The 13999-nt window shown below is 57.2% G+C and carries 12 protein-coding genes and 4 pseudogenes; 5 read left to right on the top strand and 11 right to left on the bottom strand.

Going from position 1 to position 13999, the window contains the following annotated elements:
• From ACPYOP_RS31815 to ACPYOP_RS31805, 3 genes are all read right to left on the bottom strand, one after another.
• The coding region (locus tag ACPYOP_RS31815) for a reverse transcriptase domain-containing protein (protein WP_481414202.1) at nucleotides 1-474 on the bottom strand (474 nt) is incomplete at its 3' end.
• A gap of 18 nt (nucleotides 475-492) precedes the next feature.
• Nucleotides 493-624 (bottom strand): hypothetical protein, encoded by a 132-nt coding sequence (locus ACPYOP_RS31810; RefSeq protein WP_481414200.1) that lies wholly within the window; start codon nucleotides 622-624, stop codon nucleotides 493-495.
• 735 nt (nucleotides 625-1359) lie between these two features.
• Entirely contained in the window at nucleotides 1360-1977 is a 618-nt protein-coding gene (locus ACPYOP_RS31805) for an IS3 family transposase (RefSeq protein WP_481414199.1), read from the bottom strand.
• 255 nt (nucleotides 1978-2232) lie between these two features.
• Between ACPYOP_RS31805 and ACPYOP_RS31800 the strand changes: the two genes are divergently transcribed.
• The gene (locus tag ACPYOP_RS31800; RefSeq protein ID WP_481414198.1) at nucleotides 2233-3318 is read left to right on the top strand and encodes a helix-turn-helix transcriptional regulator; all 1086 of its coding nucleotides are present in this window, start codon (nucleotides 2233-2235) and stop codon (nucleotides 3316-3318) included.
• 236 nt (nucleotides 3319-3554) lie between these two features.
• Here the strand turns inward: ACPYOP_RS31800 and ACPYOP_RS31795 are convergent.
• Nucleotides 3555-3794: pseudogene (locus ACPYOP_RS31795) on the bottom strand (transposase); the annotation flags it as partial.
• A 105-nt stretch (nucleotides 3795-3899) separates the two neighbouring features.
• On the opposite strand from ACPYOP_RS31795, the gene tnpA reads away from it, so the two are divergent.
• Together tnpA and tnpB are read left to right on the top strand one after the other, a co-directional pair.
• Nucleotides 3900-4262 carry an IS66-like element accessory protein TnpA gene (gene tnpA / locus ACPYOP_RS31790; RefSeq protein WP_481414197.1) on the top strand — a complete coding sequence of 121 codons (363 nt, stop codon included), beginning with the start codon at nucleotides 3900-3902 and terminating at the stop codon, nucleotides 4260-4262.
• Nucleotides 4259-4360 (top strand): annotated as a pseudogene (gene tnpB / locus ACPYOP_RS31785) (IS66 family insertion sequence element accessory protein TnpB); the annotation flags it as partial. The gene tnpA and the pseudogene tnpB, both read left to right, overlap by 4 nt.
• A 54-nt stretch (nucleotides 4361-4414) precedes the next feature.
• Here the strand turns inward: tnpB and ACPYOP_RS31780 are convergent.
• Nucleotides 4415-4675, bottom strand: a pseudogene (locus ACPYOP_RS31780) (transposase); the annotation flags it as partial.
• Nucleotides 4676-4741: 66 nt separating this feature from the next.
• On the opposite strand from ACPYOP_RS31780, the pseudogene ACPYOP_RS31775 reads away from it, so the two are divergent.
• A pseudogene (locus ACPYOP_RS31775) lies at nucleotides 4742-5104 on the top strand (transposase); the annotation flags it as partial.
• Between the two features lie 338 nt (nucleotides 5105-5442).
• Nucleotides 5443-7815 carry a mechanosensitive ion channel family protein gene (locus tag ACPYOP_RS31770; protein ID WP_481414196.1) on the top strand — a complete coding sequence of 791 codons (2373 nt, stop codon included), beginning with the start codon at nucleotides 5443-5445 and terminating at the stop codon, nucleotides 7813-7815.
• Here ACPYOP_RS31770 and ACPYOP_RS31765 read toward each other — a convergent pair whose 3' ends face one another.
• From ACPYOP_RS31765 to ACPYOP_RS31740, 6 genes are all read right to left on the bottom strand, one after another.
• Entirely contained in the window at nucleotides 7816-8049 is a 234-nt protein-coding gene (locus ACPYOP_RS31765) for a transposase (RefSeq protein WP_481414201.1), read from the bottom strand. It lies immediately after the preceding gene.
• A 53-nt stretch (nucleotides 8050-8102) separates the two neighbouring features.
• Nucleotides 8103-8456, bottom strand: coding sequence for a hypothetical protein (locus ACPYOP_RS31760; RefSeq protein ID WP_481414195.1), 354 nt, complete (start codon nucleotides 8454-8456; stop codon nucleotides 8103-8105).
• Nucleotides 8428-9111, bottom strand: coding sequence for a trypsin-like serine peptidase (locus ACPYOP_RS31755; protein WP_481414194.1), 684 nt, complete (start codon nucleotides 9109-9111; stop codon nucleotides 8428-8430). The genes ACPYOP_RS31760 and ACPYOP_RS31755 overlap by 29 nt, the downstream gene beginning before the upstream one ends.
• A gap of 175 nt (nucleotides 9112-9286) precedes the next feature.
• Nucleotides 9287-10765, bottom strand: coding sequence for an HlyD family type I secretion periplasmic adaptor subunit (locus tag ACPYOP_RS31750; protein ID WP_481414193.1), 1479 nt, complete (start codon nucleotides 10763-10765; stop codon nucleotides 9287-9289).
• Nucleotides 10762-12948: a type I secretion system permease/ATPase gene (locus ACPYOP_RS31745; protein ID WP_481414192.1), complete on the bottom strand. Its 2187-nt coding sequence runs from the start codon at nucleotides 12946-12948 to the stop codon at nucleotides 10762-10764. The genes ACPYOP_RS31750 and ACPYOP_RS31745 overlap by 4 nt, the downstream gene beginning before the upstream one ends.
• Before the next feature lie 68 nt (nucleotides 12949-13016).
• Entirely contained in the window at nucleotides 13017-13703 is a 687-nt protein-coding gene (locus tag ACPYOP_RS31740) for a hypothetical protein (RefSeq protein ID WP_481414191.1), read from the bottom strand.
• Nucleotides 13704-13999 lie beyond the last annotated feature (296 nt).

Here is a 13999-nt window from a genome sequence, read left to right as displayed (position 1 = left end):
CAAGCACAGAACGAGAACGATCGAGTGGAATCCTCCGCTCGAACGTAAAGTTACCTTTTGCGTTCGGGGAGTGATAACGTCACCTTGCGGAACGCCCTCGCTAGAGGCCGTAAACAGGCCACGATCAATGTGCCCTGCCTTCAGGAACCGCCAGAGAAGATCGACGAAACGCCCGTCCTGCACCCGTCGCCGCACGCATCTCAGAAGCAGCCGATGATGAACCGTATCGAAGTAGCTGGCCAGATCACCTTCGATGATCCAGCGGCCCCTCGTCGTGTCGGCTCCATCCTGAAGCTGGATCCTCACGGTGCGGACGGCATGATGCACGCTCCGTTCCGGCCGGAAGCCATAGGATAAACGATGGAAATCGCTCTCCCAGATCGGCTCCATGGCCATCAACATGGCGCGTTGAACGATGCGATCCGTCAGGGTCGGAATACCCAGTGGTCGTAGCTTGCCGTTTGGTTTCGGGATATAGATGCGCTTGACCGGCTAGGGGCGATAACTCTCCTCCAGCAGGCTTGCCCGCAGGTCGTCCAGATGCTGATCCCATTTGACCTGCAGTCTCTGCTTGTCCATTCCGTCGATACCCGGCGTTCGTGCGCCACTTGACGCAAGAACCATCCGAGCTGCCTCGGCAAGCCATTCCCGATTGGCAATCAGCCGAAGAAGCCGATCAAACCTTCGGTTTGGATCGCTCTCGGCCCATGTTGCGAGCTTGTGCTGCATTTCGCTGATTATCAAAGGTCTTCACCTCTCTTGGTCAGATAGTTTGCACTTCAAGCAGTTTGAACTGTTCCCCTTCGCCATGTGGCAGGCTTTCCCTGCCGCGGACTACTACGAGAACTCCGCCAACATGATGGACATCAGGGTCAACTCCCTTGCGACGCAATACTTTCGTTGTCATTCCATCATGCCTTCCCTCGTTCATATGCTGGACTTCAGCGTATTGGTGAGGCTGCCGATCGCAGTCTTTTCCCTTGCGTTCCGCAAGTCGATGCCGATGTCATGGTCTGGCTGCATTCTCCCCATGACTGCCACGGACAGCCTACGTGTTCGTCCGTGTTGGGATGACGCTGGCGTACATCTCAGGCGTCATCATCAGCATTTCGCCTGTTAAGCCGTGTAGACGAAGGCGACATTCCAGCCCTCAGATGCGGGTTAACCGGTTCGTGTTCCTCAACCTTCCAATACTTCAGCCTCGGGAACCATCTTGGCGTAACGACTTCGCCTCAATCCCCTTTACCTGCGGGCTACATCACCCTGCCAGTTGACGACAGGTCACCGCCGCTTGGGCTCAAGCCCCCTCGCAGCAGGGGACAGGCAAATCTTCGAAACCTCCTTTCTCTTGCATTCCAGTCATATGCCTCCCCGATTGGGGCGAGGCGCACTGTACGTGAAGTCGGCTACCCAGACCATATCGGGCCTCGCCGGGATCACATTCCGATAGAGATTCGGGTAGATCGGTGAATCGTGGTTGCTGTCCGTCGTGCGAACATACCGCTTGCGAGGCTTGATCCCGAGACCATCGGCCCGCATGACGCGAGCGACACGCTTGTGGTTGACGAGGTGGCCTCGCCGGTGAAGCTCGTGCGTCACGCGACGATATCCATAGCAGGTCAACTCGTCCTGGATGTCCCCAATGATCGCAACGAGTTCGGCGTCGCCGAGATTCAAAGCCCTTGCCGTGGATCGGTAGTAAAAGGTGCTTCTCGCAAGATCGATCATTTTGCACACCCCGTCGGACGGAGCAGGCCGCGGGCCGGTGACGATGGAGGAGTTCTCGTTGCCACCGGCGATCGGCTGGCGCGGTGTTTTTTTCACCAGGTCCAGCTCCATTGTGAGCTGGCCGACCTTGCGCTCCAGCGCCGCGATCTGCGCCTCATATTCGACGATGACGCTCGCCTCGACTTCCTCGTCGCTGAGTTCGCCGCGATCGAACTGCGTCAGCCACAACTGAATAAGGTTCGCCGACACGCCGTAAGTGCGCCGTGCATCGCGCCGGCCGATGACACCGTTTCTAATATCCTGACAGCTGCAGCTTGAACGGTGTTGAGTGTCGTCGATATGGTCCTCGGGACTTCACGAGCCTTCTCCGATTAAAGCCCAAAGAGCGTATCAGTTTTTCCGGGTCCCGTGGTCCAGCCCCAAGGGTTCACTCCACTCGCCGTTCATACTGGCGCCTCATATCATTTAATAGTAATGTTTAATGATAGCGTGAGGGGCACAGACATGCTGGATTTCGACATTATTGCGGAGAAAATGTACGAAGCAGCGTTCTTACCGGAGATGTGGACGCCACTGCTGGACGAGATCTCAATAGCGATAGGTGCAAGCGAGGGAAACATCGGCGTCTACTGGCCGAGCTACAGAGCTCTTCGAACTACTTTTGAAATTGCACCAAACTATAAGCCGTGGGTGTATAATCCGGTCGATCTCGACGCATGGCGTAGCTATGTCCGCTCCACTCGGCTCATAAATGCTGGCTTTTTCGAGTTGGATCCAGATCGCGGCGATTGGGCGGAGATAGCAAACCGCGAAGCGCGGGTTGAAATGCATAAGGCAAGGGGGTTTGGTGTTCAGTTAGCAACGCTCCATGAAATGTTCAATGGCGAGGTCATTTCGCTTGATTTTACACGTAGGCTGAATGAACCCGGATTCGGTGAGCAAACGCTAAACGAGATGAATAAAATCAACGGCCTTTTCCGTAATGCGGTCTTCTTCGCATCGCGATTGCAGTTTGAACGCGCGCGCAGCAGCATCGATACCCTGAATGAGTTTGGGCTGCCAGCAGCCTTGTTGAACACCTCCGGACAGGTTTTGCACACAAACGACTTGTTTGGAGCCGCCGATCAATTTGTTAGGATGATGCCGAACGGGCGATTGTCCTTGCGAAGCAGCGACATGTTGCGGGCACGTTTTGCTGAGGCGATAGAGCGCTCTGCGCGTGAATCTGTCAGTGTTTCGATACCGGCGGAACATGATAAGAGCGCCGCAATCATCTATTTCATGCCTATGTGCCGAGATGCGCTTTCCATATTCTCGATGAATTGCGTTGCGATGATTATTTCGCCAGTGGCCACGACAATCGGCGTGCCGGCCCCAGAGCTCCTGACAGAGCTGTTTGGGCTGACCAATGCCGAGTCTAAGCTTGCTGTCGCATTGGCCTCAGGTCTCTCGCTTCGAGACAGCGCGGCCAAGAATGGGATTGGATTTGGAACGGCCCGAAGCTATCTAATTCGTGTGTTTTCCAAGACAGGGACAAGTCAGCAAAGTGAACTTGTCAGCCTGCTTAAAGGGTCGACATCGACTGCCTAGGTGTTTAGATGGGATATTCGGCTAGCGTCCCATTTAGCGGTTGTGTGTTGAGGTGCCGCGCTTCGAGCTGATGATAAAACGTGGTCTGTGTGAAGCAGCCACAAGCATCATAAAGGAAGCGCAGCATGAAGCATTTTGCCGAACTGGACGTTTCTGTCAAAGACACCTCCATATGCATTGTAGACGAAACGGGTAAGGTGGGACTGTCAGGAAATTCCGTGCGTGAGGCCGGTTCGTCATTGATTGAAGAACCGTTCGCCGAAGGCGACGGCGAATTGCGTTTTGGCCTCGACCCACTCGCGCGGCCGCCGTTTCCATTCCTCGGCGGCGGTGTTCAACACCAGATGTAGCAGCTTCATGGCCGCGTCCTCACCTGGGAAATGGCCACGCGTGCGCACGACCCGGCGCAGCTTCGAGTTCAGCGCCTCGATGGCATTCGTCGTGTAGATGACCCGGCGCACCCCCTCGGGAAAGGCGTGAGCGCCCGGTGAGCGGATTTTGCTGAACGAGCCAGTTGGGCGATGTTCTGGGATTAGCACCAGCATTAGTGCTGACATTAATACCAGATCTGAGAGGTTGGCATGGCTCGCATGGAGATTATTTCCGGCGTTGAGCGTAGGCGGCGATGGTCGAAAGAGGCTAAGCTGGAGATATTGGCAGAAGCAGATCAGCCTGGCGTGCGCATTGGGGATGTAGCTCGTCGGCATGATATCCATCCGGGTCAGATCCGCTTATGGCGAAAGACATTTAGCCACTTTAGTGCGTCGCCATCGTTCCTTCCGGTACAGCTCGTGGACGACGTAGGTCTCGAGCAGCAGCCTGCCGTTCCGCCGGCGCCGGTGTTTATCAAGATCTTGCTCCGAAACGGTCGCGGTTTGAAAGTTCCGACAGACATCGAGCGAAGGACGCTGGCATCCTTGATCGCCTGCGTGGAGGCGGCATGATCGGGCCTTCGGGAAATGTGCGGGTCTATTTGGCCTGCGGGGTGACTGATATGCGGCGCGGCATTGATGGTCTGTCGGCGTTGGTCGAGGCAGTTATAAGGGAAGCGCCGGGTTCTGGCGCGATCTTCGGATTCCGCGGCAAACGCGTGGAGCGGATCGAAAATGCCGGCCCGGTCGCGCGGAATGGAAAGCGTCTTCTTCGACGTCCCGCTCAACACCGTCTTCTTCGACGAGCCGTTACGACGATTGCCAATACCGCCTTCGAGGTGTTCGCAGTCAAGGTGCTCGTCCAGTTCGGCATTCAGAATGCGTTCCGACAGCGCCTTCTTCAAATCGTCGAGCAGCCCGTCTTTGCCGAAAACCTCAGACGGATCGCGACCGGCAAGAAGCTGATCCAAAGGTTCTTTCTCTATTGCCGTGTGATGATTCTCTCCGCTCCATCATCATGGCCTCAAGCACAAAAATTCCGACAGTCCCCTTTCTGCATCGAGGCAGTCGAGGAAGCGCTTGCCCGATATGGCAAGCCTGACATCTTCAACACGGATCAGGGGTCGCAGTTCACCTCCGTTGACTTCACTGCCGTGCTGAAGAAGGCTGAGATCGCCATCTCAATGGGCGGCAAGGGCGCGTGGCGAGACAATGTCTTCGTCGAGCGGCTCTGGCGTTCGACCAAATACGAAGAAGTCTACTTCCACGCCTACAAAAGCGTGCCGGGGGCCTGAATTGGCATCAGTCGATATGTGGCTTTTTACAACACCCGACGCCCACATTCATCCCTTGACCGGCAGACGCCGGATCACGCCTACTTCAACGCGATGACACCAATGATGGTGGCAGCATAATCGGGGCCGAAATCCACTTAACAAAACGCCCCAAACTGTTCAGACAAACCGAGCCAGCTCTCTCATCTCAATCCGTCGAACGCCTCTGGCGTCTGATGCACGCAAACATCCATCACCCACAACCGAACTCATGACACCTTCCGCGACTTCGCAGCCAACGTCATGGCCTTTCTCACTCAGCAGGTCCTAAGAAACTGGCCAGCTTTATGCGAATCGGTCACTAATAACTTTTGCATCATGAATCCCGATGAGTTTTGAATTTTAGAATAGCCGGAATATAAACATTTGACGCAGTAAGTTTAAGTGGAATTTCAGCCTGACGAACAGGGGAAAGATGAATGAGCGGACGACCACGCGGGAACAACAGTGCGGTTTTCAAGACGAGGGTTGTCCTTGCAGCCGAGCTTTCGCAACGGTATGATGAATATGCGAACCAGATCACGGATTGGAGGAAGCAGCTTCTGGAAGGGGCTGCGAGCATGATTGGCGCGGCGGAGAAATCGGTGGCAGTCATAACCCTTTTTCATTCTTCATTGCTAAAAACACTGATCAGCATTTCTGTTGCTCTGCTTTTGATGACATCGCATGTACTTGCTCAGGTAGCGCCATCAGCCGAGCCACCGGCACCAGCGCCGACGAAAGTTGACAGATTTATCCAATTGCTGTTCGATCCCGAAGTGAAGGCGTGGTTGGAAAAGGAACTCGCCAAGCCGGACTCGCCTGTGGCTACCGGTACAGTGACATCGGAGCCAGCGCTCATGGCAAAATCCATGGTGTCGTCTTCTCTCGATACGGTGAAACAGCATATTGAACGCACCGCCAGAACTATTCCTGATCTGCCTCGACAATTCATGCAGGCGCGTAGCACTATTATGTCAGAGCTGAGCGACCGGGGTCTCCCAGGTGTATTCCTGCTCGTGGGTATTTTCATTGCCGCCGGCATCGTATTGCAGAGGCTGGTTTATCGCTTGACAGTGCGATACCGCAGGTGGGTTATTAGCCTATCGAAGGATACGCCTCAGGGCAGGGCCAAGAAAATCAGCGCCCGTTTTCTATACTCCGGCCTTATGATCCTGGCCTTCAGTGTCGGGAGCACGGGCGCTTTCATGGTTTTTGAATGGCCGCCATTACTGCGGGAAATCGTACTTGCGTACTTGACCGCAGCAACCGGCATGTGGGCAGTAAACATGGTTTGCAAAGCAATGTTAGTCCCATCAAGTATGCAGGTCGCGCATTCCGAGGAAGTGCGAGCGTTGCCAATGTCAGACGAAACGGCCAACCACTGGAGCTGCTGGCTTGTCATCATCGCTGGCTGGTTCATGTTTGTTGATGCAACGTTCTCGCTCCTTCCCCTGTTGGGCCTAACCTCGGACGGGATTGTCGCATTGGCGATACCGGCAAGCTTTGTATTACTGTGTCTAGGACTAATCGCCATATGGCGCCGCCCGTCCGCGTCGGTTGCGGAAGACAAAAAGCAGCTGGTCAGCCATGTCGCGGCCACATGGCTGATGGCGGTCTATTTCGTTGGACTGTGGTTGCTGCAGCTGGCTGGCGCCTGGGTGCTTTTTTCAGTTGTCGCGCTGGCATTCGTCATCCCGTTGCTGGTGATCATCGCGCATAAGGCGGTCCATTTCATACTGCGTCCCGGCACAGTAGAAACCGGCGGCCCAGCGGTTCCCGCTGTAACCTTGGCGGTGGTAGATCGTGGTATTCGCGTGGCGCTGATCGTTCTTGCGATATACATCACTGCGCGCATGTGGGGTGTCGACATGTCCAGCATGCAGAACCTTCAAAATCCGACAACGACACTGATTGTTCGGGGCATTGTCAATACGCTCGTTATCGCTCTAGCCGCGGACTTCGGTTGGAGCATCATAAAGGCATTGATCGAGCGCAAGCTTGGTGTCCATCATCAAGCGCACGCTGAACATATAGAAATTGATCCGCAGCAGGCACGGTTGCGTACCTTGCTGCCAATCATTTCGAACATTCTGTTCGCTTCGCTTTTGATCATGGCAATCCTGATGATTCTCTCATCGATCGGCATTCAAATCGGACCGTTGATTGCGGGCGCGGGCGTTGTGGGCGTGGCTATCGGTTTTGGTGCGCAAACCGTGGTGAAGGATGTTATTTCCGGCGTCTTCTACCTGCTCGATGACGCGTTCCGTATCGGCGAGTATATCAGCAGCGGTAAATATATGGGCACTGTTGAAAGCTTCAGCCTGCGCTCGATCAAGCTTCGCCATCACCGCGGCCCGGTTTTCACTATACCCTTTGGCGAACTCGGCGCCGTGCAAAATCAGAGCCGCGATTGGACAATGGACAAGTTCAACATCACCGTCGGCTTCGATACCGATCTCGAGGCTGCACGTAAACTGATCAAGCGCGTCGGGGCTGAAGTTGCCGCCGATCCTGAATTTGCCCCTTGGGTGATCGAGCCGATCAAGATGCAGGGTATCCAGGAGTTTGGCGAGTACGGCATTGTGATACGCATGAAGATGACGACGAGGCCCGGCGGGGCCTTTGCAATGAAACGTAAATTTTTCATCGCCGTGCGCAAGGCTTTCAAGGAAAACCATATCGAGCTGCCAGTGCCGACCGTTCACGTGCAAAAAGGTGAGGAATCCATTCCGGCTGTGGCTCAAACCCTCACCGCACGGCGCAAGCGTGCGACCTTGGCAAAGGCATCGGAGGACACCAATGGACTCTGATCAAACCAGTTCTGTCCAAGCAACGGTGCCCATTTTGACTTTTGTTTTGGTGAGTATGTATGCGGCGAGGCAAGAGATGACATGAACAGAGACGGTTGTCGGGGACCGGTGGCTTGTGGCTTCGGTCTCCATTTTCGACTTGAGTTTGTCGAACAGGGCTTCGATGATAACGCGCTTTCGCAACAAGAGCTTGTCGCAGAGTGACATGAGATAGGTTCGCATCTTTTCGCGGATGTCCGGTGAGCAGATGCAATCCGCGTTGCCAGAGGCTGATGAACAAGCGGAAATTATGCAACTTTTTTTGGCAGAGTCTCTAATTCGGCCCCGGTGACCCCGCCACCGGGGCCAACATTTAGCCCATACAGCGGACCTGCCATTGCCGCCATCTGCATGATCAATGCGGCTGACACAGCCACTAAGCTTCGCAAGGCTATCATCATCCTGCCATTCTTCTCTCCTAAACTTTGCCTGACCGCCACCGCCGGAATCTCGACCAGTGGCGTCGGCGCTGCAAGCGCAGCGACGATCAGCAGCGTCGAGGCGGAGGCAAAGCCCGCCAGCCGCCGCTCGCGGGCATGACGGCTTTCCAGTCGACTATGACCTTTCGACAGCCTATTCTCCCGCAAGTTTGTGAACGGCATCCATGAGTTCGGGCTCCAGGCCGACGGCAAAATTATAGCAACGCCTGCGATCGAACTTTCGGCATGAGCCTGTGCCTGATGTGGTGATGCCAACGGCTTCCAGCCCATCCGGTCCCTCTCTCAGTATCGGGCTCCCTGACGCGCCGACGTCGGAGGAGCAGTCCGTGCGAAGGCCGCTTGCCGGGATCTTCTCAATATTCTCGACCGATCGGATACGGCAGTCACCAAGAACACGCTCGTTCCAATCGTCGGGAAGGAAATGCGCCTGGCGGATGGAGGCACTTATGATCTTGTCGCCGACGGAAACAGGTTTTGAAGGCAGGCGATATGGTTCGAACTCCGTCACGGGTTCGGACAGCCGCATCACGACCCAGTCATAGGGATCGTCCCAGGATTTAAGACCGTTGCTCGGATGAACGAAAGACGCGACATCAACCTTGTGCCATGTGGATCCTTTGCCGTCGCTCACTTCAAACCCACAGCGCATGATCGACATTGACCCTGCATAGATTACCTTTGCGTTTTTGGGATAGAGAGCATGCCGTGCCGTGACAACGATATCGGGCTTATAGAGCAGGAAGGCGCTGGCCTCGTTGAAGGGACACATGATCCGGCCGCTTGCGCCAAACTTCTTGCGTGCCGCGTCAGGGGACATGCCGTGCGATGCAGCATAGTCATTGATGGCCTTCCGGTTGTCGGCTCCGATTGTCCCTGCCTTCGCGCAGGTTACAACGACGGGCAGCGCTACTAAAAAGGCTAGGAAGCACTTTAACAGGCGGTTCGGTGGCGCTGCAAATCGCGATGTCCCAATTACTTGCATAGTTCCTCCGCTATCTCTCCTGCATGGCCTGCGAGGTGACTTCGACGATGGGCGAGAACAGATATTCGAGGATCCGCCGCTTGCCGGTCTTGATCTCGGCGGTGGCGGCCATGCCGGGTGAGAGCGGCACGATATTGCCGTCGACACTCATGGTGCTGGCATCCAGCTTGACGGTCACCGGAAAGACGAGGTTCTGAACCCGCTGCACATTCGTCGTCGGCACGGTGGCCTGCAATTGCTTGGTCGGAGCGCCTTCGAGCTGGTTGGCATCGGGCTCAGGGATCGCGTCTCTCGCCACCGCTGTGACATGGCCATGGATCACGCCATATCGCGTGAACGGGAAGGCTTCGACCTTGACGACGGCGGTTTGTCCGACGGAGACGAAGCCGATATCGCTGTTTGGAATATACGCCTCGACCTCAAGTGTCGAACCGTCCGGCACGATGCGCATGAGGTCGACGCCGGTCGTGACGACCTGGCCGATGGTATTGATCGCGGACGATTGGATCATGCCGTCGATCGGTGTGGCGATCGTCATGGATTCCCGCCGTTTGCGCGCCTTGATCAGCTGGCGCTCGAGCTCGTCGGCCTGGCGCGACGCCTCGCCGGCTTTTTCGACATTGTCGGCGATGAAGGTGTGGAGCGTCTTTTCCCCATCACTGGTCGTGACACTGAGCGACGCCCTGGCCTCTTCGACTTGGCCGGTCTCCTCGGCGAGCGTCGCCTCCTCCTTCTGGCTGACCTCCTTGGCGTCGATCACGCCGGTCTTGGAGCCCGCATCCTGATTGACCAGTGATGCGCGGATGGCCACGCGCTCGTTGAGCGTGTCGACCAATTTCCTTTGTGCCGTTATCGTCTGCTCGAGCCTGGCGACGGTGGCCTGGCTCTGCGTGTGCTGGGCGACGATATTGGTCAGGCTTGCGGCAAGCTGGGAGAGGTCGGCCTTGAAGATCGACTGCTCACGCTCGCGGATACTGGCTGGCGTATCAGAGGCAAGAGCAAGCGGGGCGTCGGGGATTGGCTTATCGGCGGTCCAAATGCCCTGCTGTTGCCAGTGCTCGACCGTTGCCAGCACGGCCTTGCGGCGGACCATCTCGCTCCAATAGGCCTGCAGATTGATTGAAATCGCCTCCTCGTCCGACCTGAGCTCGGTGTCATCGAGCTGAACGACGATATCGCCTGCCCTCACCTTTGAGCCGTTGGTGACGGGAATGGACTTCACTTTGCCGAGCTCGATCGACTGGATGACCTTGACGCGGCCGGTCGGCTGGATCTTGCCTTGCGCGGTCGAGACGATGTCGAAGGTGCCGAGATAGCTCCAGGCAAGCGTAGCCGCCACAACGACCGCGATGAACCAGATGAAGGCGGTACGAACAGGCGAGGCCGGCGTCTCGAGGATCTCAAGCGCCGCCGGCAGGAATTCGTTTTCGATCCTGCCGCGACGCAGCGGCTTTCCCGGTCGTTTCGGAGGGCGGATGACAGGGTTCATGGCTGATTGAGCCCCGTCTGCAATTGCCACAGATGGGCATAAAGCCCGTTCGGCCGCGCAATCAGGCTGTCATGCGTGCCCTCCTCGACGATACGGCCATCCTTCATGCCGATGATACGGTCGCAATGGCGGACGGTCGCCAGGCGATGGGCGATGATGATGACAGTCCTGCCCTTGACGATCTCGCGCATGTTGGCAAGGATGATGCGCTCGCTCTCATAGTCGAGGGCGCTTGTCGCCTCGTCAAGGATCAGCATCGGCGGATTGGTGGCGAGTGCTCGTGCAATCGCCAGGCGCTGACGCTGGCCACCGGAGAGGTTGGCGCCGCGCTCCTCGATCAGCGTGTCATAGCCCTTCGGCAGCTTGGCGATGAACTCGTCGGCTCCTGACAGCCGGGCCATCTGCATGGCGGCTGCGCGCGACATCGACGGATTGACCAGACAGATATTGTCGTGGATCGTCCGGTTGAACAGCATGTTCTCCTGCAGGACGACGCCGATATTGGAGCGGAGCCAGGCCGGATCGACCTGGGCGATATCCTGGCCGTCGACGAAGACCTGGCCGCGGGTCGGGATATAGAAGCGCTGCACCAGCTTGGTCAGCGTCGATTTGCCCGATCCGGACGGCCCGACAATGCCGATCACTTCCCCCGGCCGCACCGACAGGGAGATATCACGCAGCACTTCCGGGCCATCGGCGGTGTAGCGGAAATTGACTTGCCTGAAGGAGATGGCGCCTCTGGGCTTCGGCAGGCTGACGGAGACCTCCGGCCGCGGTTCAGGCGGCGCATTGAGGATATCGGCAAGACGTGCCACCGACACCTGCACCTGCTGGAAATCCTGCCAGAGCTGCGACAGGCGCAGGATCGGCTGCGAGACCTGGCCGGCGATCATATTGAAGGCCACCAGCGCCCCGACGGTCAGCTCGCCATTGATGACGGCCTGGGCGCCGAACAGCAGCAGCGCGGCCGAGGTGATCTTGTTGACATACTGGATGGCGTTCTGGCCCTTGGCGGCGAGCATCGTCGTGCTGAAGGAGGACTGAACGTAGCCGGCCAGCCGCTCCTCCCATTGCGCCGCCACGACCGGCTCGACAGCCGACGCCTTCAGCGTTTGCACGCCGACCACGGTCTCGACGAGGAGCTGCTGGCTATAGGCGCCGCGCTCGAACTTCTCGTCGATCTTCTCCTTCAGGAACGGCCTGACCAGAAAGCCGATTGCCAGATAGAAGGGGATCGAGGCGACGACGATCCAGGCAAGCTTGGATGAATAGGAGAAGAGCACGAAGATGAAGACGATGGTGAAGATGAGATCGAGGCCGGAAAACAGCCCCTGCCCCGTCAGGAAGTTGCGGATCGTCTCCAGCTCGCGCACGCGGGCGATCGTCTGGCCGGTCGCCCGCGTCTCGAAATAGGAGAGCGGCAGGTTGAGCATGTGCCGAAACAGCCGCCGTCCAAGCTCGACATCGATGCGGTTGGTCGTATGCGACAGCGCATAGGTGCGAAGATACTGCAGCACCACATCGAACAGGCCGACGGCCGCGAGACCCACGACCAGCACGATCAGCGTCGAATAGCTGCGATGGGCCAAAACCTTATCGACCACGACCTGGAAGAACAGCGGCGTCACCAGCGCGAAGATCTGCACAATGAGCGAGGCGAGCAGGACATGACCGAAGGCATGGCGATAGCGCCAGATCGACGGCAGGAACCATCGGAAACCGAAATTGCCACGCGACGCGCCGGGACCTGCCAATCGCCGCTGCAGCAGGATGAATTGGCCTGATGTCTCGGCCAGCAGCTCATGAGCAGCGAGATTGCGGCTGGAGAAATCCGTCGGATCGATGATGCGCCAGGTATTGTCGGGTGCAGCACCTCCGAAGACGGCGAAGCGGCCATCGGTCAGGCAGGCGATCGCCGGCGTCGGCAAGGTCGCCAGCCGCGCGTCCGACTGGATCTCCAGATGCTTGGCCTTCAGTCCGACAAGCTTGGCGGCGCGCAACAGGTCACTGCGCCCCGCCGGCTTCGATAGAGCGAGATCCCGGGCCAGCACATCCGGATTGGCGGCGATGCGGAAGTAGCCGGCGATCGCCGCAATCGCCGCAAGGCCACTGTCCGGGCGCTTCACGTCATCCGCTGAACCAGGGGGCGGTACGGTCGGTTCGACGGTGATTGTGTGGTCCATGCCGAATATGATCGCTTTCGCTTATTTGCCCACGAATTTGTCCGCGGACGGAAGATCGCCTGTCACCATTATTTTTGGCTCGCACCAACGGTCAGCCGACCGGAGCTCCCGTCGGAGAGCTTCACCGTCCCCCACGCCGACATGAGATCTGAAGCTCTCGTAACTTCGAGCCTTCCGGTGCGCCCATCCGAGCATTTGACGGGTAGAACAACTGTCGGGCGCCGATCCCTCAGGTCGTAGTTGCCGGAGCACTTCACCGAACGCCGGGACGATTGGACCGAGAAGCGGCCATTGCTGTGCGACGCCGTCGTGGAGCCTTTGAACGTCTCACCGGAATTCATTTCTGCTGAGACCGGAAGAACGATGTCACCTTGTCCGCGGTCCCGCGGCTTTTTGGGCGTCGAACCTGCAATCCTCAAAGCCCTCGAAATGCTCGGAGCCATAACACCGCCTTGGGTGAACTGTGCGTAATCCTCATAGGGGATAGTACCTTTTGCGTAGGCCGTGAGTACCCGGCGGCAAAACTCTCGACGGACATTCACCTCCGAAACGCCCATCAGCTTTGCGAGCTTCTCCTGTACATCCGGCGTGATGCCAGAGTGACTGCATTGCTCAATGTTCCAGTTGAGAGCCGAAGGGTCACTCAACACATTCTTGTCATATTCGTAGCCGCCCTTGCTTACGACCGATTGCGCCTTCACCGGCACAGAAAGAGCCACGGTAGCGATGACTACCAAAATCAAAAGCTTTTTCATGCTGTTCCATTTCTCCTGGAATATTTGTGCTCGCACACCGCCATGGACCTACACCTTGGTCATATCTTTACGTGTGATGAGGGATTGTACCTGACACAACAGCTCGCTTCATGCCCAACCGTCAGGTTGGGCCATGGGTGCAAGCGCCAAGTCATTACGCAGTCGACACATTCCTGCTTCATCGATTTTAGACGCTACGCCGCATTCTGTTTCGGAATTGCCGGCTGGTAGCTGAGCGTGGCATCGCCGACCAGATAGTGCGACGTGCCGTCCGTCGTCTGATACGAGCTGGTGCC

The sequence above is a fragment of the Rhizobium sp. KNZ2-6A genome, assembly GCF_056755475.1.
This window is presented reverse-complemented; position numbering and strand designations above follow the sequence as displayed.